The organism is Azospirillum sp. (assembly GCF_035628975.1).
Classification (GTDB): Bacteria; Pseudomonadota; Alphaproteobacteria; order Azospirillales; family Azospirillaceae; genus Azospirillum.
In genome coordinates, this window is the sequence record NZ_DASPIS010000083.1 from 42,118 (window position 1) to 62,668 (window position 20,551).

Annotated in this window: 21 protein-coding genes; 3 read left to right on the forward strand and 18 right to left on the reverse strand. The window is 67.8% G+C overall.

Features of this window, described 5'->3' with window-relative positions:
• Nucleotides 1-8: 8 nt before the first annotated feature.
• The 10 genes from sufU to VD964_RS18395 all read right to left on the reverse strand — a co-directional run bounded on the left by sufU (nucleotide 9) and on the right by VD964_RS18395 (nucleotide 9,361).
• Nucleotides 9-476 (reverse strand): Fe-S cluster assembly sulfur transfer protein SufU, encoded by a 468-nt coding sequence (sufU, locus tag VD964_RS18350; protein ID WP_324869954.1) that lies wholly within the window; start codon nucleotides 474-476, stop codon nucleotides 9-11.
• Entirely contained in the window at nucleotides 473-1,735 is a 1,263-nt protein-coding gene (locus VD964_RS18355) for a cysteine desulfurase (protein WP_324869955.1), read from the reverse strand. Before VD964_RS18355 ends, sufU begins: the two co-directional genes overlap by 4 nt.
• Before the next feature lie 2 nt (nucleotides 1,736-1,737).
• Nucleotides 1,738-3,108: a Fe-S cluster assembly protein SufD gene (sufD, locus tag VD964_RS18360; RefSeq protein WP_324869956.1), complete on the reverse strand. Its 1,371-nt coding sequence runs from the start codon at nucleotides 3,106-3,108 to the stop codon at nucleotides 1,738-1,740.
• Complete coding sequence (gene sufC, locus VD964_RS18365) at nucleotides 3,108-3,860, reverse strand: Fe-S cluster assembly ATPase SufC (RefSeq protein WP_324869957.1); 753 nt, start codon at nucleotides 3,858-3,860, stop codon at nucleotides 3,108-3,110. Before sufC ends, sufD begins: the two co-directional genes overlap by 1 nt.
• 192 nt (nucleotides 3,861-4,052) lie before the next feature.
• Nucleotides 4,053-4,346 (reverse strand): GIY-YIG nuclease family protein, encoded by a 294-nt coding sequence (locus VD964_RS18370; RefSeq protein ID WP_324869958.1) that lies wholly within the window; start codon nucleotides 4,344-4,346, stop codon nucleotides 4,053-4,055.
• Nucleotides 4,347-4,479: 133 nt separating this feature from the next.
• Entirely contained in the window at nucleotides 4,480-5,964 is a 1,485-nt protein-coding gene (gene sufB, locus VD964_RS18375) for a Fe-S cluster assembly protein SufB (protein ID WP_324869960.1), read from the reverse strand.
• 45 nt (nucleotides 5,965-6,009) lie between these two features.
• Nucleotides 6,010-6,480: an SUF system Fe-S cluster assembly regulator gene (locus VD964_RS18380; protein WP_324869961.1), complete on the reverse strand. Its 471-nt coding sequence runs from the start codon at nucleotides 6,478-6,480 to the stop codon at nucleotides 6,010-6,012.
• 304 nt (nucleotides 6,481-6,784) lie between these two features.
• Nucleotides 6,785-7,837, reverse strand: a complete 1,053-nt coding sequence (locus VD964_RS18385; protein WP_324869962.1) for a hypothetical protein — start codon at nucleotides 7,835-7,837, stop codon at nucleotides 6,785-6,787.
• A gap of 10 nt (nucleotides 7,838-7,847) precedes the next feature.
• The gene (locus VD964_RS18390; RefSeq protein ID WP_324869963.1) at nucleotides 7,848-8,273 is read right to left on the reverse strand and encodes a phage holin family protein; all 426 of its coding nucleotides are present in this window, start codon (nucleotides 8,271-8,273) and stop codon (nucleotides 7,848-7,850) included.
• Nucleotides 8,270-9,361 (reverse strand): hypothetical protein, encoded by a 1,092-nt coding sequence (locus VD964_RS18395; RefSeq protein ID WP_324869964.1) that lies wholly within the window; start codon nucleotides 9,359-9,361, stop codon nucleotides 8,270-8,272. Before VD964_RS18395 ends, VD964_RS18390 begins: the two co-directional genes overlap by 4 nt.
• A 205-nt stretch (nucleotides 9,362-9,566) precedes the next feature.
• Here VD964_RS18395 and VD964_RS18400 point away from each other — a divergent pair, with 205 nt between their 5' ends.
• The gene (locus VD964_RS18400; RefSeq protein WP_324869965.1) at nucleotides 9,567-10,718 is read left to right on the forward strand and encodes a hypothetical protein; all 1,152 of its coding nucleotides are present in this window, start codon (nucleotides 9,567-9,569) and stop codon (nucleotides 10,716-10,718) included.
• A gap of 159 nt (nucleotides 10,719-10,877) precedes the next feature.
• On the forward strand, nucleotides 10,878-13,037 hold the full coding sequence (locus VD964_RS18405; RefSeq protein ID WP_324869966.1) for a malate synthase G: 2,160 nt from the start codon (nucleotides 10,878-10,880) through the stop codon (nucleotides 13,035-13,037).
• 184 nt (nucleotides 13,038-13,221) lie between these two features.
• On the opposite strand, the gene VD964_RS18410 is transcribed toward VD964_RS18405, so the two are convergent.
• Together VD964_RS18410 and VD964_RS18415 are read right to left on the reverse strand one after the other, a co-directional pair.
• Nucleotides 13,222-14,559 carry a class I SAM-dependent methyltransferase gene (locus tag VD964_RS18410; protein WP_324869967.1) on the reverse strand — a complete coding sequence of 446 codons (1,338 nt, stop codon included), beginning with the start codon at nucleotides 14,557-14,559 and terminating at the stop codon, nucleotides 13,222-13,224.
• Nucleotides 14,560-14,565: 6 nt separating this feature from the next.
• Nucleotides 14,566-15,009, reverse strand: coding sequence for a class I SAM-dependent methyltransferase (locus tag VD964_RS18415; RefSeq protein WP_324869968.1), 444 nt, complete (start codon nucleotides 15,007-15,009; stop codon nucleotides 14,566-14,568).
• A gap of 468 nt (nucleotides 15,010-15,477) precedes the next feature.
• Between VD964_RS18415 and VD964_RS18420 the strand changes: the two genes are divergently transcribed.
• Nucleotides 15,478-16,299, forward strand: a complete 822-nt coding sequence (locus VD964_RS18420; RefSeq protein WP_324869969.1) for a ParB/RepB/Spo0J family partition protein — start codon at nucleotides 15,478-15,480, stop codon at nucleotides 16,297-16,299.
• 40 nt (nucleotides 16,300-16,339) lie between these two features.
• Here the strand turns inward: VD964_RS18420 and pqqE are convergent, their stop codons facing one another.
• The 6 genes from pqqE to VD964_RS18445 form a co-directional block, all read right to left on the reverse strand.
• Nucleotides 16,340-17,458 (reverse strand): pyrroloquinoline quinone biosynthesis protein PqqE, encoded by a 1,119-nt coding sequence (gene pqqE, locus VD964_RS18425; RefSeq protein WP_324869970.1) that lies wholly within the window; start codon nucleotides 17,456-17,458, stop codon nucleotides 16,340-16,342.
• Between the two features lie 10 nt (nucleotides 17,459-17,468).
• Entirely contained in the window at nucleotides 17,469-17,765 is a 297-nt protein-coding gene (gene pqqD / locus VD964_RS18430) for a pyrroloquinoline quinone biosynthesis peptide chaperone PqqD (protein ID WP_324869971.1), read from the reverse strand.
• Nucleotides 17,762-18,565 (reverse strand): pyrroloquinoline-quinone synthase PqqC, encoded by an 804-nt coding sequence (gene pqqC, locus VD964_RS18435; RefSeq protein WP_414637198.1) that lies wholly within the window; start codon nucleotides 18,563-18,565, stop codon nucleotides 17,762-17,764. The genes pqqD and pqqC overlap by 4 nt, the downstream gene beginning before the upstream one ends.
• Nucleotides 18,562-19,506, reverse strand: a complete 945-nt coding sequence (gene pqqB / locus VD964_RS18440) for a pyrroloquinoline quinone biosynthesis protein PqqB (protein ID WP_324869972.1) — start codon at nucleotides 19,504-19,506, stop codon at nucleotides 18,562-18,564. The genes pqqC and pqqB overlap by 4 nt, the downstream gene beginning before the upstream one ends.
• A 110-nt stretch (nucleotides 19,507-19,616) precedes the next feature.
• Complete coding sequence (gene pqqA / locus VD964_RS29840; RefSeq protein WP_014249839.1) at nucleotides 19,617-19,697, reverse strand: pyrroloquinoline quinone precursor peptide PqqA; 81 nt, start codon at nucleotides 19,695-19,697, stop codon at nucleotides 19,617-19,619.
• A gap of 137 nt (nucleotides 19,698-19,834) precedes the next feature.
• Entirely contained in the window at nucleotides 19,835-20,548 is a 714-nt protein-coding gene (locus tag VD964_RS18445; protein WP_324869973.1) for a rhodanese-like domain-containing protein, read from the reverse strand.
• Nucleotides 20,549-20,551 lie beyond the last annotated feature (3 nt).

A 20,551-nucleotide genomic window follows, 5' to 3' on the forward strand; every position in this document is an offset into this window, starting at 1 on the left:
CCCTTCCCTCAATACTGGTCGCTGGAGGCCGCAGCCTCGCCGTGGAGTGCCGCGTTCATCGCGTGCCAGGCCAGCGTCGCGCACTTCACCCGCACCGGGAACTGGCGCACGCCGGACATCACCATCAGCTTTTCCATGGTCTCGTCGTCGACACCCTCGGGGATGTCGGGCTCGTCCTGGGTGCACAGCTCGTGGAAGGCGTGGAACAGCGTCTCCGCCTCCGCCGCCGTCTTGCCGCGCACCAGCTCCGTCATCATCGAGGCGCTGGCGGTGGAGATGGCGCAGCCGCGACCCTGGAAGGCCACGTCGTCGACCACCCCGTCCTTCAGGGTCAGGTAGACCATGAAGCGGTCACCGCACATCGGGTTCTCGCCCTTCGCCTCGCGGTTGGAGTCGTCGGGATGGCGGAAGTTGCGGGGATTCTTGCCGTGGTCCAGGATCACTTCCTGATACAGCTCGCGCAGATCGTCCATCATGCTCCGAAGAACTCCTTGACCGCCTGGAGGGACTGGACGAGGGCGTCGGCTTCCTCCCGCGTGTTGTACAGGCCGAAAGAGGCGCGGACGGTCGGCCCGACGTCGAACCGCTCGGCCAGCGGCTCGGCGCAATGGCGGCCGACGCGCACGGCGACGCCATACTGGTCGACGATGGTGCCGACGTCGTGCGGGTGCACGCCCTCCAGCGCGAAGGAGATGATCGGCCCCTTGCCGGGCGCGGTGCCGACGATGCGCAGGCCGTCGATCTGCGACAGCTGCTGCGTCGCGTACTGCAGCAAATCGTGTTCGTGCGCGGCGATGGCGTCGCGGCCCAGCGCTTCGACATAGTCGATGGCGGCGCCCAGCCCGATGACCTCGGTGATCGGCGGTGTGCCGGCCTCGAAGCGCGACGGCGGCGCCTTGAAGGTGGTGCCTTCGAAGCTGACGCTCTCGATCATGTCGCCGCCGCCCTGGTAGGGGGGCATCTTCTTCAACAGGTCGTACTTGCCGTACAGCACGCCGAGACCGGTCGGGCCATAGAGCTTGTGCGCGGTGAAGACGTAGAAGTCGGCGTCGATGTCCTGCACGTCCACCGTGCCATGAACCACCGCCTGGCTGCCGTCGAACAGCACCGGGATGCCGCGCTCATGCGCCAGCTTGGCGATGGTCTTCGCCGGGGTGACGGTGCCGAGAACGTTGGAGCAGTGGGTGATCGCCACCAGCTTGGTGCGGTCGGACAACAGGTCCCTGTAGGCATCCATGTCGAGGACGCCGTCCTCGTCGCAGGGCACCACCTTGATGACGATCTTCTTCTCGGCCTGGAGCAACTGCCACGGAACGATGTTCGCGTGATGCTCCATGATCGACAGGATGACCTCGTCGCCTTCGTTCAGGAAGCTGCGGCCATAGCTGCTGGCGACGAGGTTGATCGCCTCGGTCGAGCTGCGGGTGAAGACGATGCAGCGGTCGCTCGGCGCGTTCAGGAAGCGCGCGACCTTGGTCCGCACTGCCTCGAACTGGTCGGTGGCGGTCTGCGACAGGAAATGAACGCCGCGGTGGATGTTGGAATAGTCCTCCTCCAGGAAGCGGGTCATGGCCTGGATGACCTGACGCGGCTTCTGGGCGGACGCCCCGCTGTCCAGATAGACCAGCGGCTTGCCGGGCTTTCCCTTCCTGGCGTGGACGCTGCGGGCGAGGATCGGGAAATCCTCCCGCACCCGCTGCACGTCGTAGGCTTGGTTCAGGATGGCATCGGACATGGTTACTTCTGCTCCTCCAGCCAGCCGGCGATGATCCCCTGGAAGGCGTCGCGGATCGACTCCTCGGCGATCTCCTCAAGGGATTCCGACAGGAATGCGCCGATCAGCAGGCCCTGGGCGGTGTCGCGGTCGATGCCGCGGGCGCGCAGGTAGAACAGCGCGTCGTCGTCCAGTTCGCCCGCGGTGCAGCCGTGGCTGCACTTCACGTCGTCGGCATGGATTTCCAGTTCCGGCTTGCTGTCGATCTCGGCCCCGTCGGACAGCAGAAGCGCCCGGTTCAGCTGGTAGCCGTCGGTCTTCTGCGCATCCGGGCAGACGGTGATCTTGCCCTGGAACACCGCGCGCGCCGTGTCGTCGATGACGCCCTTGTAGACCTCGCGGCTGGTGCCGTTCGGCTGGGCATGGACGATCACCGTGGTGGTGTCGGCATGTTGGGTGCCGCGGACCAGATAGCCGCCGCTGACATGCGTCCGCGCCTCGGTCCCGTCCAGGCGGCTGACCACCTCGTTGCGCGACAGCTTGGCACCGGTCGTCAGGATGAAGTTGTCGTAGCAGCCGCGGGTCGCCACCGTCGCCGCGATGTGCGACAGGTGGATGGCGCCGCCGCCTTCCCGTTGCGACTTGTAATGGTGCAGCGTGGCGCCTTCGCCGACGAACACCTCGGTGACGTGGTTCGACAGGGTGGTGCCGGCGCCGCGGCCGACATGGTGTTCGACCACCACCGCCTTCGACCCGGCCTCCGCGATCAGCAGGCTGCGCGGATGGCAGCTGGTCGCCTGCGCCTCCGACCCGACCGAGACGAAGACCAGCTCGACCGGCCGTTCGACCTGTACGCCCGCCGGCACATGCAGGACCGCACCGTCGGCGAGGTAGGCGCTGTTCAGCGCCACCAGCGGCCGGTCGTCCGCAGCAGCGAGGCGGCCGATGTGGTCGGCCAGCAGGCCCGCGTGGCTGGTCAGCGCGGCGGCGAGGCTCAGCAATTCCACACCCGGCGGCAAGCCTTCGACGGACGACAGGTCGGCGCGGAAACGGCCGTCGACGAAGACCAGACGCGGACCGTCCTGCCCTTCGGCCCGCACGGTCGGCAGCAGGTCGATGGCCGCCGCCGCCGGGGCGGCCGGCTGGAAGCTGACCTTGGCGAGGTCGCGCAGGTTGGTGTAGCGCCAGCTTTCGTTCTTGATCGTCGGCAGGCCGACGGCGGCGAAGCGCTCACGCCCGGCGGTGCGCAGGTCGGTCAGCCAGGACAGGCCGCTGCCCGGCAGGCCGGAGCCCATCCGGTCGAGCGGCGCCAGGAAGGCCGGCGCCGTCGCCGGATCGGCACCGCGCGTCGAGTAGGTCATGGGATGAAGGGGGGAGGGATGTTGCGCCGACATCAGGCAGCCTCGCTCGCGCCGAAGTCGCGGTAGCCGTTCTTCTCCAGCTCCATAGCGAGTTCCTTGCCGCCCGACTTCACGATGCGGCCGGCGGCCAGCACATGGACATAATCGGGAACGATGTAGTCGAGCAGGCGCTGGTAGTGGGTGATGACCAGCATCGAACGTTCCGGCGACCGCAGGGCATTGACGCCCTCCGCCACGATCTTCAGCGCGTCAATGTCGAGGCCGCTGTCGGTCTCGTCGAGAATGGCGAATTTCGGCTCCAGCACCGCCATCTGCAGCGTCTCGTTGCGCTTCTTCTCGCCGCCGGAGAAGCCGACATTGACCGCACGCTTCAGCATCTCGTCGGACATGCCCAGCGCCTTGGTCTTGGCGCGGATCAGCTTCAGGAACTGCATGGCGTCCAGTTCCTTCTCGCCGCGATGCTTGCGGATGGCGTTGATCGCGGTCTTCAGGAAGGTGGTGTTGCCGACGCCGGGGATTTCCACCGGATACTGGAAGGCCAGGAAGACGCCCTCGGCCGCCCGCTCTTCCGGCTCCATCGCCAGCAGGTCCTTGCCGTAATAGGTGACCGAACCTTCCGTGACCTCATAGCCGTCGCGGCCGGCCAGCACGTAGGACATGGTGCTCTTGCCGGCGCCGTTCGGACCCATGATGGCATGGACCTCGCCCGGGCGGATCGTCAGGTCGACGCCCTTGAGGATTTCCTTGCCGTCCACGGTGGCGTGCAGGTTCTTGATTTCGATCATCGTCTTCGCCTCGTTGTCGTCTTCTGGCTGCCGGCACGTCCGGTTCCGCGCGTTCTCTTCCTAAGTCCACATCAACACTTGGTCGGCCGTCATCCCCGCGAAGGCGGGGATCCAGGCGTCCTGGGGGTGCCCCTTGTGCCAAGCCTGGATCCCCGCCTTCGCGGGGATGACGTGGCCTGCCGGGGAACTCGCCTATGCGTTCAGCCTCTCGTAAAGATCCGCCCAGTCGGGGTTGTGTTCCTCAATCAGACGGATCTTCCAATCCCGGTTCCACTTCTTCAGCCTCTTCTCGCGTGTGATGGCCTCCTCGGCGGTGGCATAGGGCTCCACATGGACAAGGCGCTTGACACCGTATCGGTCGGTAAAGCCCGGAAGGATGCCATCCCGGTGTTCCATCATCCGGCGTCCGAGGTTCGATGTGACACCGACGTACAAGGTTCCGTTTCTCCGATTAGCCAGGATGTAGACGAAGAAACGTTCCTCCATCCCGACAACCCCTTCTTTCCTCTTCCCGTCATGCCCGCGAAGGCGGGCATCCAGGCCTTCCGCTTAGGTCCTTCATGCGAACGCCTGGATCCCCGCCTTCGCGGGGATGACGTTCCCACGGAGTGCGGCTTTCCTACCCCACGCTGCCTTCCAGGCTGATGCCCACCAGCTTCTGCGCCTCCACGGCGAATTCCATGGGGAGTTCCTTCAGGACCTCCTTGCAGAAACCGTTGACGATCAGGGACACCGCGTCTTCCTCCGAAATGCCGCGCTGGCGGCAGTAGAACAGCTGGTCCTCGCTGATCTTCGCCGTCGTCGCCTCATGCTCGATGCGGGCGGAGCGGTTGCGGCTCTCGATGTAGGGGACCGTGTGGGCGCCGCACTTGTCGCCGATCAGCAGGCTGTCGCACTGGGTGTGGTTGCGCGCACCCTCTGCCTTGGGCAGGATCTTCACCAGCCCGCGGTAGGTCTGCTGCGCCTTGCCGGCCGAGATGCCCTTCGACACGATCGTCGAGCGGGTGTTCTTGCCGATGTGGATCATCTTGGTGCCGGTGTCGGCCTGCTGGAAGTTGTTGGTGATGGCGACCGAATAGAACTCGCCCACCGAATTGTCACCCTGCAGGATGCAGCTCGGATACTTCCAGGTGATCGCGGAGCCTGTTTCCACCTGCGTCCAGGAGATCTTGGAGTTCCTGCCGCGGCAGGCGCCGCGCTTGGTCACGAAGTTGTAGATGCCGCCGACGCCCTCGGCGTTGCCGGGATACCAGTTCTGGACGGTGGAATACTTGATGGTCGCGTCGTCCATCGCCACCAGTTCGACCACCGCGGCATGCAGCTGGTTCTCGTCGCGCTGGGGCGCCGTGCAGCCTTCCAGATAGCTGACGTAGGCGCCTTCGTCGGCGATGATCAGCGTCCGCTCGAACTGGCCGGTGTTGGCCTGGTTGATGCGGAAATAGGTAGACAGCTCCATCGGGCAGCGCACGCCCTTGGGGATGTAGACGAAGCTGCCATCGGTGAAGACCGCGCAGTTCAGCGTCGCATAGTAGTTGTCGGTATAGGGCACCACCGAGCCGAGATACTTCTTCACCAGCTCCGGGTGCTTCTGCACCGCCTCGGAGATCGCGCAGAAGATGATGCCCATCTCCTCCAGCTTCGCCTTGAAGGTGGTGGCGACCGACACGCTGTCGAACACGGCGTCCACGGCGATGGCCGGGCTCTTGCCCTCCGACCCTTCGACGCCGGCCAGGATCTCCTGCTCACGCAAGGGGATGCCCAGCTTCTCGTAGGTCTTCAGCAGTTCGGGATCGACCTCATCCAGCGACTTCGGACCGGCCTTCTTCTTCGGCGCGGCATAGTAATGCGCGTCCTGATAGTCGATGGGCGGGAAGCTGACGGCGGCCCATTGCGGCTCCTCCATCGTCTGCCAGACGCGGAAAGCCTTCAGGCGCCATTCCAGCAACCACTCCGGCTCCTCCTTCTTGGCGGAGATGAAGCGGACGATGTCCTCGTTGAGGCCCTTCGGCGCGACGTCGGATTCGATGTCGGTCGTGAAGCCGTACTTGTACTTCTGCTCCGTGACGGCGCGGACCTGCTCGACGGTTTCCGGTTGGGCGGCCATGGCTTTGCCTCGTCCTTCTCAAGAATGCTGTTCGGTGCGCGCCGTTCAGTGCGCAGGGCGGGCCGGCTGGGCGGCTGTGGAGTTCGTTGCGGCTGCCGGGGCCGGGAAGGTGATGGGGGCCATCATGTCGGCCAGCGTCACCTCCTCCAGCGCGCCGCGAATAGCGCGGTTCACCTTTTCCCAACCGCCGCGCATGGGGCAAAGTTGCTCCACCCCGCATTGGCTGTCGGCGCCGTCGACGCAGGCGGTCAGCGCGATGGGACCGTCGAGCGCCGTGATGATTTCCGCGATGGAGATTGCATCGGCCGGGCGGCTCAGCGCATAACCGCCGGCAGCACCGCGTTGCGAGGTGGTGAGGCCCGCCGGGGTCATCGCCTTCATCAGCTTGGCGACGGTCGGGGCGGGCACGCCGGTGCGATCGGCCAGATGGGCGACGGTATGGACCGCACCCACCTGCCGCGCCATCTCGCTCAACACGACGATGGCATAGTCGGTCAGCTTGCTCAGCCGGATCATGACCGCACCCCGTTTCACCCCGGTTTCGAATACAGGACCAATTTAGTCCTGATTGATCCTGGGGGCAAGGGGCGTTTGTCGATTAAAGTGCAGGGTTTCCGCGGCTTTGGCGCCTGTGCATGGCTGATCCGCCGGGAATACCCATCAAGCCTGCTTGGTTATAGCGTCGCTCCATCCATCACGCTACAGCCAAGGCGGCGCCCGTTGGCGATGGTGCGGCGGTTTGCCGCAATCTGGGTGGGGAAACGGAAAACCCCGCGCCGGAAGGGCGCGGGGTCGGTCCGGTTCGGTTAGGAAGCGGGGATCAGCCCGGCTTCTTGACTTCCTCGCGGGCGGCGTTGGTGGCTTCCGAAACGACCTCGCGGACGTCCTCCTTGGCCGACTCGACAACGGTCTGTGCCGCGGCCTGGGCGGCGCGGGTGCCGCGGTCGAGCGCGTCCATCGCGATCGCCTTGGCGCGCTCGGTCGCTTCGTCCGCATACTCGCCGACCCACTGCTTCTCATAGCGGGTGCCCGGCAGGGCGGCGCCGATGGCCGCGCCCAGTGCGACACCCATGACCCCGGCGACGATCGGGTGATCCTCCACGAGGTCCCAGAAGCCGGTCGTCATGTCATGGGCGCGGTGGCGCAGATGATCGGTCGACGGCGCCATGGAGGAGAGACGCGACATGCCGCGGCCGGCGTTGCCCTGCGATTGCCGCTGACCATGGATGTCGCCCCGGCCCGAGGCATGATCGTCGTCCGAACCGCCCATCATCCCGCTGACGGTGCCCGAGGCGCTGTCGTAGGCAGAACCGACCGCGCCCGACGCGCTATCATAGGCGGAGCTGGCGGCGCTGCGCACGCTGTCGGATGCGCTGCTCAGCGACTCGCGGGCATAATCGACGGCGTCGCCCATGCGGTGGCGTGCCGACCGAACCGTGCTGGACCGGGCGATGCGGCGGTCGTAGCCGGTGCTGGACAGGGCGAGCCAGCCCAGCCCGATGCCGACCAGGGCGAGCGGGATCGGGTTGCTGGTGACGCTGCTCAGCATCGAGCCGTCCGAAGCGGAGCGCGAGCGCGACCCTTTGTAGTGGACGGTCTGGCCGCTCTCGTAACGGTCGGACTGATGCTGGTGGGAACGCTGGGACGGGGTTTCCGGCGTCGCCGGCGTATAGGTGTGCTTCATGGTGTTCTCCATCAGGGATTGGGGCGACCACCGCGCCAGACTGCCGCGCAGACGTGCGGTGCGGTCGCGCAGCGCATCGACGGTGCCGCCGATGCGCGCGCGGCTGGCGCGGATGTCGCCCTCCAGGGCGTCGAGATCCTGCGGCGTGGCTGCCTGCCCGGCCGCGGGAGTGCGTTTGTCGTCCGCCATCGGCCGGCCCCTAGCGGGCAAGCTGGGACTTGGCCCAACGCTTGTCGTCTTCCAGCGTGTTCATGGTGCGGCGGGGGCGGAGGTTGGCGGGGCTCAGCCGGTTCTTGCCGACGTAAGCCAGGATGCCGCCCACCGCCAGAACCACCACGCCGACGATCAGCGCTGACAGCCATGGGGCCAGGACGTTGGACAGGCCGAGAACCGCAGCGGCAAGCAGGACCAGGACGCCGGCGAAGGCGACCAGTCCGCCGACGGCGATGAAGGCCACGCCGCCGGCGGCCTCGGTGGCCTTGTCGGTCAACTCGGCCTTCGCCAACGCGATCTCGGATCGGGCGAGGTTGGCGGATTCGCGGGCGAGATCGGCGAACAGGCCGGCGAGCGGCCGGTCCTGCCGCGGATCCCGCGGCTCGTCATAGCGGTTCTCGGCGGCGCTCATGGACGCTGTCCCTGCGGCTTGGAGGTGGAGGAGGTGGTGCCGGCGGCCCCGCCCTGGGTTCCGCTGGTGCCGGTGGTGTTGCCGGTGCCGCCGACGCCAGTGGTGCCGACGCCGGTGGTGCCGGCATTCACGGAGCTGCCGGCGCTGCCGGTCGTCCCCGTCACGCCGGCGGGCGTGCTGACCGTGCTGGTGCCGAGCGCCGTGTCGGCCGACGGCGACGCGGTGCGGCCGGTGACGGAGGCCGGCGCGGTGGACAGCGGCATGCCGATGCGGCCGGCGGCAGCCGGCTTCGGCTCACCCAGGCGCTCCGCCCCGCGCTCCGACTCCATGCGGCCGGTCAGGCTGCCGGTGTTGACGCTGGTGGAACCGGTGCTGGGGGTGTCCGCGCTGTGGGACGGCGTGCCGCGGCTGACGGACTCGGCGATGCCGCCGGCCATGCCGCGGCTCGGCGTGCGGTCGGAGTCCCGGTTCATGTCGCGGCCGCGGTCGCGGCCAACGTCATAGGCGGTGCCGCGGGTGCTGCGCACGGACTGCGACGGGTGGGCATTGCCGCGCAACGAGGTGGAGGCGCGGTGCATCCGGCGCTCGCCGGAGCTCTTGATGAAGCGTGCGGCCAGGAAGCCGACGGCGAAGGCGGCGCCGATGAACACCTCCGGCTGGCGGCGGGCGAAGCCTTCCACCTCGCCGACGATGTCGTCGACCGTGGCGTCGCGCAGCATGTCGGCGACGCGCTCCACACGGTCGGCCGCCTGCACGGCGTAATCGGCGACCACGCCGCCATTCTCCTGGTTGAGCTGCTCGGCGGCCTTGTGCAGGGCGTTGGCGACGCCGCCCAGCTGGTCGGCGGCGCGGCCGGTCTGCTGTTCCAGCAGCGAACGGATGCGGCCCTGGGCCTGGCCCAGCGTTTCGCGGCCGGTCTCCATGGCGTCGTCGGCGGCACGGTTGACGGTCTTCTTGATGTCCTCGACGCTGCCGCGCCCGCCCGACGGGGTGTTGGCGGTGGTGGAGCTGCTGCCGGCGGTCGAATGTCCAGTGGTGGAGCCGGTCGGGGTCGTTCCGCCGGTGCCGGTCATGTCGCGGTTCGGCATCGTGTCTTTCCTCCTCGGGATTCCGGTATTCCGCGGCTCCGCGCCTGCGGTTTCGCACCGCCCGTTGCGGAATCGGGTGTCGGGAAGTGAAACACCAGCCAAGCCTTGGGGTTCCACGCAGGGGCTGCGCGAAATGGACAGTTGCGGCGATTGTGCTAAACTTTGCCGCGAACAACTTGGTTCGGCCGGGCCGGAGGGTGGCGGCATGAGCGTCTTCAGCGTGGTGGCGGACGGCCAGTCCGGCCTTTTCCGGCTGCAGCAGGCGAAGAAGCCCTGGGAGAAGGAGCTGGAGGCGAAAGACGCCAAGGGCCAGCTCGCCCAGAAGGCGGAGCGTGCGCATGCCATGACCCAGCCATCGGCCAAATGGCAGAGCGACAACTCCGCCGCCAGGGCCGCCTTGGAGGAGGCGCGGCGTGTCGGCGGGCCCAAGGAGGCCGCAGCGGCCCGGCTGGAGCAGGTCGAACGCAAAATTGAGCAATTGAAGCTGGCGATGCGCTTCGCCCAGGGCGATGCGCAGAAGCTGGCGGCCTTGGCGCGCGAAGCCGCGTTGCTGGCGCGTGAGGCCGGGCGCGCTGCCAAGGAGTACGGCGCCGGCATCAAGGCCGCGGCGGAACTGGGTCTGCCCGGCGACAGCGCCGCCGCGGCCGGCGGAACGATGCTGTCCAGCGAGACCACCATCACGCGCAGCACCACCAGCCTGACTCTGCAGCAGACCGAACTGACGCTGACCGTCGACATTTCGGCGGGGGAGGGAGTTCCGGCCCAAAGCGCCGTCCAAAACGCGGCCGAAACAACCGCCGACCTTATGGCAGCCGGTGCCGCGGCCGATGCCGAGTCCGCTGCCCAAACCGCGTCCCAGGACGGCGAACTGCCCGACGACATTGCCCGGCTGGTCGAGGATGTTCTGTCCGGTCTCGGCGCCGGTGGGATGACCGGAAATGGCGTGGCGGCCGGCAGACCAACCAGCGGCCACGGTCCGATGATCCAGCAGATGATGGCCGACAACGCCATGAAGATGTCGCGCTATCGCGAGGCCGATGCTTTCGGCCAGCGGGTGGAGGGCGTGCTCGCCACCTCCAAGCGCATCATCGGAGAGGCCAAGGCCGCCAACATGCTGGAGGAATCGGAAAAGCGGCGGCGGGAGCGTCGCGAAGGCTTCAAGGCGGACGACAAGATGGTCGAAGCCGCCCAGAAGGAGGTGAACGCCCTGCGCGCCGCCGCCTTCGGGTCCGGCGAGGCGCTCGGCGCGGCCGGGCTGCTGGGCGGCGGCGATGCGGACGCGGCGGAGATCCCGGGCGTGTCGTCGCCGGTCGCCTCCATTGCCCAACCGGCTGCGGCCCTCGATCTGCTGGCCTGACCGGGCCCGGCGGACACCTGCCGTCTGCTACCATTTCTCCATACGCTGCGGTGCGACATTGTGTTGACCGGCTCGCGCGGAAGACGCGATAACCGATGAACCAAGACTCCCGGAGAGGAGTCTGCGAACCGAGCGCAAGAGAATGGGACACGCAACGAGATGAGCAACTGGATCCGCCGTGGCGGCCTCGAAATCGCCCAACCGCTGTACGACTTCATCAATGACGAGGCGCTGCCGGGGACCGGTGTCGACGCCGACCGTCTCTGGACCGGCCTCGACCAGCTCCTGCACGAGCTGGCGCCGCGCAACAGGGCGCTGCTGGACAAGCGCGACAGCCTGCAGGCGCAGATCGACGCGTGGCACGCCGCCCGTCGCGGCAAGGTCTTCGATCAGGCCGAATACGAGTCCTTCCTGCGCCAGATCGGCTATCTGGTGCCCGAGGGCGGTGATTTCGCCGTCGGCACCGGCAACGTCGATCCGGAGATCGCCTATCTCGCCGGCCCGCAGCTGGTGGTGCCGATCACCAACGCCCGCTATGCCCTGAACGCCGCCAACGCGCGCTGGGGCAGCCTGTACGACGCGCTGTACGGCACCGACGCCATTCCGGGCACTCCGGCGGCCGGCGGCTATGACGCCGCCCGCGGCGCGCAGGTGATCGCCTGGGCGCGCAAGTTCCTGGACGACGCCGTTCCGCTGGCCGAGGGCAGCCATGCCGACGCCACCGGCTATGCGGTCGAGGGCGAGGCGCTGGCGGTGACGCTGAAGACCGGCGGCAAGACCGGCCTGAAGGACAAGGCCGCCTTCGTCGGCTGGCAGGGCGAGGCTTCGGCGCCGTCGGCCGTGCTGCTGGTGCAGAACGGCACCCACATCGAGATCCGCATCGACCGCGGCAGCGTGATCGGCAAGGACGATCCGGCCGGCGTCGCCGACGTGGTGCTGGAAGCCGCCCTGTCGACCATCCAGGATTGCGAGGATTCCGTCGCCGCCGTGGATGCGGAGGACAAGGTCGTCGCCTACCGCAACTGGCTGGGCCTGATGAAGGGCACGCTGGAGGCCAGCTTCCCCAAGGGCGACAAGACCGTCATCCGCAAGCTGAACCCGGACCGCACCTACACCACGCCGACCGGCAGCGTCACCCTGCACGGCCGCAGCCTGCTGCTGGTCCGCAACGTCGGCCACCTGATGACCATCGACATGGTCAAGCTGTCCGACGGCAGCGAGGCGCCGGAAGGCATCCTGGACGGTGTCTTCACCTCGCTGATCGCGCTGCACGATCTGAAGGCCGATGGGGGCTTGCGCAACAGCCGCGCCGGCTCGGTCTACATCGTGAAGCCGAAGATGCACGGCCCCGAAGAGGTCGCCTTCACCGACGAGCTGTTCGGCCGCGTCGAGGACCTGCTGGGCATGGCCCGCAACACCCTCAAGGTCGGCATCATGGACGAGGAGCGGCGCACCACCGTCAACCTCAAGGAATGCATCCGCGCCGCCAAGGACCGCGTGGTGTTCATCAACACCGGCTTCCTGGACCGCACCGGCGACGAGATCCACACCTCCATGGAGGCCGGCCCGGTCGTCCGCAAGGCGGCGATGAAGGCCACCAAGTGGATCTCGGCCTATGAGGACAACAACGTCGATGTCGGCCTGAAGGCGGGTCTGAAGGGCCGCGCGCAGATCGGCAAGGGCATGTGGGCCATGCCGGACAAGATGGCCGACATGCTGGTCGCCAAGATCGGCCACCCGAAGGCTGGCGCCAACACCGCCTGGGTGCCGTCGCCGACCGCCGCCACGCTGCACGCCACCCACTATCATGTGGTGAACGTGGCCGAGGTGCAGGACGAGTTGGCCAAGCGTCAGGCCGCCGCCCTGTCCGACATCCTGACCATCCCGCTCGCCGACCGCCCCAACTGGTCGGAGGACGAGATCCGGGAGGAACTGGAGAACAACGCCCAGGGCATCCTCGGCTATGTGGTGCGCTGGATCGACCAGGGCGTCGGCTGTTCCAAGGTGCCGGACATCCACGATGTCGGGCTGATGGAAGACCGCGCCACCCTGCGTATCTCCAGCCAGCACATCGCCAACTGGCTGCATCACGGCATCTGCACCGAAGCCCAGGTGATGGAGGTCATGAAGCGCATGGCCGCCGTCGTCGACAAGCAGAACGCCGGCGACCCGCTGTACAAGCCGATGGCCGGCAACTTCGACGGCAGCATCGCCTTCCAGGCCGCCTGCGATCTGGTGTTCAAGGGCCGTGTCCAGCCGAACGGCTACACCGAGCCGGTCCTGCATGCGCGCCGCCGTCAGGTGAAGGCGGCGGGGTGAGGTGATTTCAGCGGCGCGGGAGGTTTTGCCCCCTCCCTAACCCTCCCCCGCCCTCGGTCGGCCGAAGGCCGATCCGATCGCGGGAGAGAGGACTGCCGCTGTCCTCTACATCACTTCCGCAAGCGTCCTACCCCCTCTCCCGCGAAGCGGGGGAGGGATGGGGAGGGGGCCACCGCCGCAGCACCTAACCCGCGCGTCCAACCCCCAACACCCGCACCGCCACCTGCTTGGTGTAGGGACTTGCCGCAAAATACTCGTACCGCACCGCATTCTCCGCGGCGAATTCCTGGAACGCCCGATACTCGTCGTCGCGCCAGCTGCGATTGCCGATATACTCGTCGAACACGATGACGGTCCCCGGCCGCACCCGGCCCGCCAGCGCGGTCAGCACCGTGCGGGCCGACGCGTAGATGTCGCTGTCCACATTCACGAACCGCACTGGCCCCGCATGAGCCGCCAGGAAGGGCGGCAGGCTGTCCTCGAACCACCCCACATGCAGGCGGGCGTTGTCGCGCACCGGCGGCAGCTGGCTGCCGGTGGTCAGCACGCCGCGGGGGGAATTCACCCAGCCCTCCGGCAGCCCCTCGAACGAATCGAAGCCGTGGACCTCCTGGCCGGCGGCGTCGGCGATGTGGTCGAGCGAGGTGCCGCGCCGCACGCCGAACTCCAGCACCAGACCGGGCGTGGTGGCGCAGGCCAGCGCATGGCGCAGCAGCCGGCCGCTGTTGCCGAACAGGCGGAAGTCGGATGAGAGCTTCGGCAGCAGCGCCCTGGCCCCGTCCGGCAGCGGCCGGCGCTTCGGGTTGTCGCCGATCTCCGCGGCCTGGACCGCATCCGCCTCCGCATCGCGGCCGAGCAGCCGCAGGGTGGCGGCGAGATAGCCCCAGTATTTCCCATTGGCCCCGCCGCAGCGCGTCGCACGGCGCAGGCGGCGTAGCGCCTCGTCGGAGCCGTGACCGTGCAGCGCCTGTGCATGGCTGCCGAACCACGCGGCCGCATGTTCGGGATCGTCGGCCAGCAGCGCATCGAAATGGGCCAGCGATTCGCCGTCGCAGCCGAGATAGGCGGCGGCCATCGCCGCCTCGTACCGGATGTCCGGGGAGGTATCGCCGCTTGCCAGCGCCTTGCGCGCCAGGACGAGCGCGTCGTCATAACGGGCGTCGCGGCGCAGCGCGCCGGCCAGCGCCGCCGTCAGGGGTGGGCAGCCAGGGGAAACTCGAACCGCACGCTCGAACCAGCGGACGGCGGGGAAGGGGGCGTTTTCGGCCTGATGGGCTTGCGCCAGGGCGGCGAGGCGCTCGGCGTCGCCCGGACGGTCCGCCAGCACCCGGCGCAGGCAGGCGATGGCCGCCGGGGCGTCGCGGTGGCCGAGAAGGGCCAACCCGAACAGATGCAGCCGCTCCAGACCGTAGGGAATGGCGTCGCTGCGCAACAGGCGCAGGGCGGGGCGGTAACGGCGCGCGTCGATCAGGGCGCGCGCCTCGTCCAACAGGTTGGATACCAGGACAGGTTCAGCGGTCAAAATGACTCATTGGGGCAGCCGGCGGAAGGTCCACACCGACGCCGGCGGCAGGTTCCGGGCGATCCAGGCATGGCGCCGCGGCTTCAGCCGCAGCCGCCGGATCAACTCCGGGTTCACCGGGGCGAAGGGGCCGTAGGTGAATTGCACGAAAACCCCGTCGGGCGCCAGCACGGAAAAGGCGCCGCGCACGATCCGCGCCTGGACCGACAGCGGCATGGCGATCAGCGGCAGGCCCGACACCACCGCGTCGCAGGTCTCCCAACCATGGGCCTGGACGATCCGATGCACCCGCGTCGCGTCGCCGCGCACCACAGTCGCATCCGGATGCAGCACCGACAGATGGTCGACGAAGGCGGGGTCCAACTCGACCATCAGCAGATTGCCGGGAGTGACGCCATGGCCGAGCAGGGCGGAGGTGACGGGGCCGGTTCCGGGGCCAAGTTCAACCACGCGGCGGTCGGGACCGCATTGGGCGGCCTTCGCCAGGGCACGGCACAGTTCGGGACCGCTTGGAGTTACCGATGCGACCTTAAGGGGTGAGCGAATCCAGCGCTCGACAAAAAGCTTGCGTTCAGCAAGTGACATCGACCGACCTCCCAACAGACGCCGGATCAATTCCTCGGCTCTGCTTCAACCCTTTCTACTGAGTTACGTTTCGTTGCGCCAGCCGAATGGATTTTGAACGATCGTTTAACAAAACGGTGACCGTGCGATGAAGCTTTGTGGACATCGAGTATTTCAGCGCACTTGGCCGATGGGAGTACTCCATGCTGCGGCAGATCGGGCGGAAGCCGTTCCATTCGCGAATCACCGCTGCAATGTTCTCCTTTTCTTCCACTCCACCGTTGACATGGCCGGGATCGCCGGGGCACCGTTGCGGAACCGGAAGGACTGGGAACCAAGGGACCAGAACACGACATGCCGACGCTCGCGCCCGATCATTCGGACCTGTTCGACGATGCGGGCAAACCGCCCCGGCTGCTGGAGCTTGATGTTTCACGGATCCTTCGCAACCCGCATCTGCCGCGCCGCCATTTCGACCCGGAAGAGATGCAGGGATTGGCCGACTCGATCGCGCATTACGGGCTGAAGCAGCCCATCCTGGTACAGGAGACGGTGGGCGGTCACCGGCTGGTCGCCGGCGAACGCCGGCTGCGCGCGCATGAGATGCTGGGGCTGGCGACCATCTATGCGCTGGTCACCTCCGGAAATCCGGACGAACTGTCGCTGGTAGAGAATGTGCAGCGCGTCGACCTGGACGCGTTGGAACTGGCGGAGGCGCTGGCCCGGCTGATCGACCGTTTCGGCTACACACAGGAACAGCTGGGCCGAATCATCGGCAAGAGTCAGAGCAACATCAGCCATACCCTGCGGCTGAACAGCCTGCCGGAGACGATAAAGCAGGAATATGCCGCCGCGCACCACGACGTCTCCCGCTCCACCCTGATCGAGATCGCCTGGATCAAGGATCTGGAAGAGCAGATGGCGCTGTGGGAGCAGGTGAAGGCCGGTGACGGCACCGTCCAGGCCGCCCGCAGCCGCAAGGATGCCGCCAAGGAGCCGTCGCTGCGCACCATGTCGGCGGTCGGCCGTTTCCTCGACGCGCTGCGCCGCGCCACCGCCAAGCTGGGCGATCCGCGCGAGCACCGCGCCTATGTCGACGACATGCAGCGCCGCGAACTGATCAGCCTGCGCCGCCGCATCGATTTGCTGCTGGGCGACGAACCGATGGTGGATTGAGGGGGAGGGTTAGGGAAGGGGCAATCGAAACCGACGACCTTCAAACCCCCCGATACCGCCACTCCGCCTCCAGCGCCGCCGCATCGCGGTCGCGCAGGACGGCGACCTCCGCATGGGCCGGAGACAGTTCGCAGACCGGGTCGGCCGCGTCCGCGCTGCCGGCGAGCGCCAGCGCCTGGCAGCGGCAGCCGCCCCAGTCTTCTTCCTTTTGGTCGCAGGATTGGCAGGGTTCCGGCATCCAGGCGGTGCCGCGGTAGCGGGCGAAGGCCGGGCCGTCGCGCCAGATGTCGGACAGGCTGCGGTCGTGGACCGTCTCGAACTCCAATCCCGGGATGGTCTCGGCGGCGTGGCAGGGCAGGACGCGACCGCGCGGGGTGACGTTCATGAAGCGCCGAGCCCAGCCGCCCATGCAGCTTTTCGGCCGGCGGGCATAGTAATCGGGCACGACGTAATCGACGACGATCCGCCCGGCCAGTTCCGGCAGGCGCGCACGCACCGCGGCGTCCATCGCCAGAAGCTGTTCGCGCGACGGCATCAGCGCCGCCCGGTTGGCGAGCGCCCAGCCGTAATACTGCACGTTGGCAATCTCGATCCGACCGGCGCCGAGTTCCATCGCCAGATCGATGACGTCGTTGACCCGGTCGATGTTGTGGCGATGCAGCACGGCATTGATGGTCAGCGCCAAGCCTTGCCGCACCACCGCGCGCGCCACCTCCAGCTTCTTCACATGGCCGCCCTTGAAGCCGCCGACGCGGTCGGCGCCGGTGGCCTCGGAATCCTGCAGGCTGATCTGCACATGCTGAAGCCCGGCGCGCTGCAGCCGTTCCAGCCGAGGCTGGTCGAGCAGGACGGCGGAGGTGATCAGGTTGCTGTAGAGCCCGATCTCCGTCGCATGGGCGACAAGCTCCTCCAGATCCTTGCGGACGCAGGGTTCGCCGCCAGAGAAATGGACCTGGAGGGCGCCGACATCGGCGGCCTCGTCCAGCACCCGCTTCCAGGTGGCGGTGTCCAGTTCCGCGCTGGCGGCATCGAGCGCCACAGGGTTGGAGCAGTAGGGGCAGCGCAGCGGGCAGCGGTGCGTCAGCTCCATCAGCACGGCGAAGGGCGGTGCCGGGTCGGCAGCCGACGCGGTGGCGAAGGCGGGCAGGGCGCAGCTCATTGGACGCACCTCATGTGACGACATAGCCCTTGTTGCGCAGGTCGGTCAGCATCTCCAGCACGTCGGCGGCGACCTCCCCACGAGGGGCGTCGTATTCCGCCGTCAGCCGGTCGATGCCGGCGGCCACGTCGGCGACCTCCGTCCCGACGCAGGCACGCACCACCGCCAGCGCCATCTCGTCCAGCACCAGGAGCCGTTCGGGCGCCATCAGCATCCATTCGCCGCGGCGGCGGTCGTTGCGCAGCATGACGCCGGGAGCCAGCCGCAGCCGGTCGGATTCGCCGATATGGGGAGTGAGTGCGTTCACCGGCTGTACCGTGTCGGTTCCATGTCCTCCGGCACGAAGGCGCCGGGCGGGATCAGGTTGGGGGTGACATAGGCGTGATGCAGGGCGTCCAGCTGGGCCCACAGCAGTTCCGTCTTGAAACGGAGCGCGCGCAGGCACTGGCGCTGTTGTTCCGCTGTATGGGCATTGGTCAGCACATATTCCAGCCCGAACTCCACATCGCGCGGCGCCTCGTCCAGCCGCTTGCGGAAGTAGGACAGGGTGCTGTCGTTGGCGAAGGCGTAGTTGCGCTCGAAGCCGGCGATGCGCTCGCGGTGGATCGACGGCGCGAACAACTCGGTCAGCGAGGACGCCACCGCTTCCAGCAGGGAATGGTCGCGGACGAAGTTGACATAGGCGTCCACTGCGAAGCGGGTGGCGGGCAGGATGCCCTCCAGCGACTTCACGTAGTCGCGGTCCAGCCCCAGCCCGTCGGTCAGCCGCAGCCAGCGCTCGATCCCGCCGACCCTGGTCTCGTCCAATTCGCCGGACTGGGTCAGCCCGTCATGGTCCAGCACCCGCTGCAGCCAGGCGCGGCGCAGCGCCGGGTCGTCCATGCGGGACATGATGGTCAGGTCCTTGCGCGGGATCGACACCTGATAATAGAAGCGGTTCAGCGCCCAGGCCTGGATCTGCCCCTTCTTCAGCCCGCCGCCGTGCAGCAGCTGATGAAAGGGGTGGAGGTCGTGATACTGCCGTTCGCCGATGGCATAGAGGGCGGCGCGGAACTCCTCACGGGACATCGGTGCAGAGTTGGTGGGGGCGGTCGCATGGTCGGTCATAGGGTCAGCTCCAGCCCGTCATGGGCGATGCGCCAGCCGGCCGCCTCGGCTTCCGCCCGTTCGGGCGAATCCTCCAGCAGGGCGGGGTTCGTGTTGTTGATGTGGATGTAGATCTTGCGGGCGACGTTCAGCGGCGCGAAGGCGGCCATGCTGCCCGCCGGCCCCGACATCGGCATGTGACCCATGCGCCCCGCCGTCTTCACCCCGGTGCCGCTGCGGATCATCTCGTCGTCGGTCCAGGTGGTGCCGTCGAACAGCACCAGCGGCGCGCCATGCAGCCGGTCGGCCAGCCAGCCGGGCATGCCGGCGCAGCCGGGGATGTAGAAGAAGCCCTCATTGGAGCCATCCTTCGACCCGTCGGTCGGTCGGATGCGCAGCGCCACCGTGTCCTCGGCGACGGAACCGAAACCGGGACCGGCCGAGGCATCCTCCAGATAAAGCGCGACCTTGCCCGGCACGGCGAAGACCTCCACCTCCATCCCCAGCGGGCGGCCGTCGGCTCCGGCGGGGTGGAACGGCTCGCCCAGCGCCATCGGACGGCGGGCGACGAATTCCGGGTTCAACACGTTGAAGACGCTGTTGGCTGCCAGCACGCCATGCACGCGCGGGGTGGCATAGACGGCGAAGGGATGGGATTCGCGAAGGGTCAGCAGACCCGCGACATGGTCGATGTCGGCGTTGGTCAGCAGGGCCGCGGCGATCGGGTTGCCGCGCAGGCCCTCCTTCGGGTGAAGCTGCGGGTTGGCGAGCAGCTGCGCGCCCAGGTCGGGCGAAGCGTTCAGCAGCAGCCAGCGCTCGCCATCGGCACTCACCGCCAGCGACGATTGGGTGCGCGGCTTGGCCGCCGGGTCGCCGGTGCGGGCGCGGCGGCAGCCGTCGCAGGCGCAGTTCCATTGCGGGAAGCCCCCGCCGGCTGCCGAACCGAGGACGAGAATCTTCATCGCCACCGCCTTCACGTCTTATCTGAAAACCGTCTTGCCGCGGTTTCTTGGATTGGATGCCGGGGAAGGAGGTGCCAGCACCCCGTCTCCCCGGCTCCGCATCGACCGGCTTAGAGACCGGCGCAGGCGTAGGCGTTAATTTCGGTGCCGACGGCGATCTCGGTGGTCTTCGGTTTGCGCCAGGTCTTCATTGCGTGATGCTCCTGCTTGCTGACTGTTGCTGACCAAGATGGTTGGCGAGATGAAGAGTAGCGGGCCGGGGCGGAGGACCGCCATGCTACGATGGTGCAATCCGCCACCCCTTTCGGCGACACCGTCCGCAGGCGAGTCAGGGCGCGGACGGGCTGCGTGCGGCGCCGGGCGGTGGGGGCGGCAGCGGATGCGCCTCCTCCGTCGGCAGACCGGCCTCCATCCAGCCGTCGATGCCCGTCGGGTACCAATGGACACGGGCATAGCCAAGCAACACCGCACGCTTGGCGGCGTTCCACGACAGCCAGCAATCGGACAGGCAATAGAACAGCAGATCGCGGGTCCGGTCGCCTGCGGTCAGCCGCTCCAGCTGTGATTCGAACCAAGCCAGGGTCGCGTCGTCGGGCGCACCCATGCCGACATTGGGCAACCACACGCTGCCGGGGATCTGGCGGTATGGCTTGGATTGCAGCCAGGGGGCGCCGGGGAGCGTGCTGCGCTCCAGCCGCTGGACGAAGATCGGGATGACGCGGCCTTGCGACAGCAGGGTCTGCACGGCCGGCGTGTCGACCGTCTCGCCCCCGGCGATGCCGTCCGGCGTGGGGGAGCGGTAGTCGGACAGGCGGTAGCCGTCGGGCTGGGGGATGCCGGCGGCGATGGCGGGGGTGGTCAGGAGGGTGAGGGCGAGGAGGAGGGGGATGAGTTCTGGGAAGTTGTGCCCTCTCCCTAACCCTCCCCCTCTTCGAGGGAGAGGGAACTCCGCCGCTCCTGCACTCAACTCCCTCTCCCGCAAAGCGGGGGAGGGTCGGGGAGGGGGCAGCACGGAGGCGATCCAGACTGTCAGCAGGCTCACCAG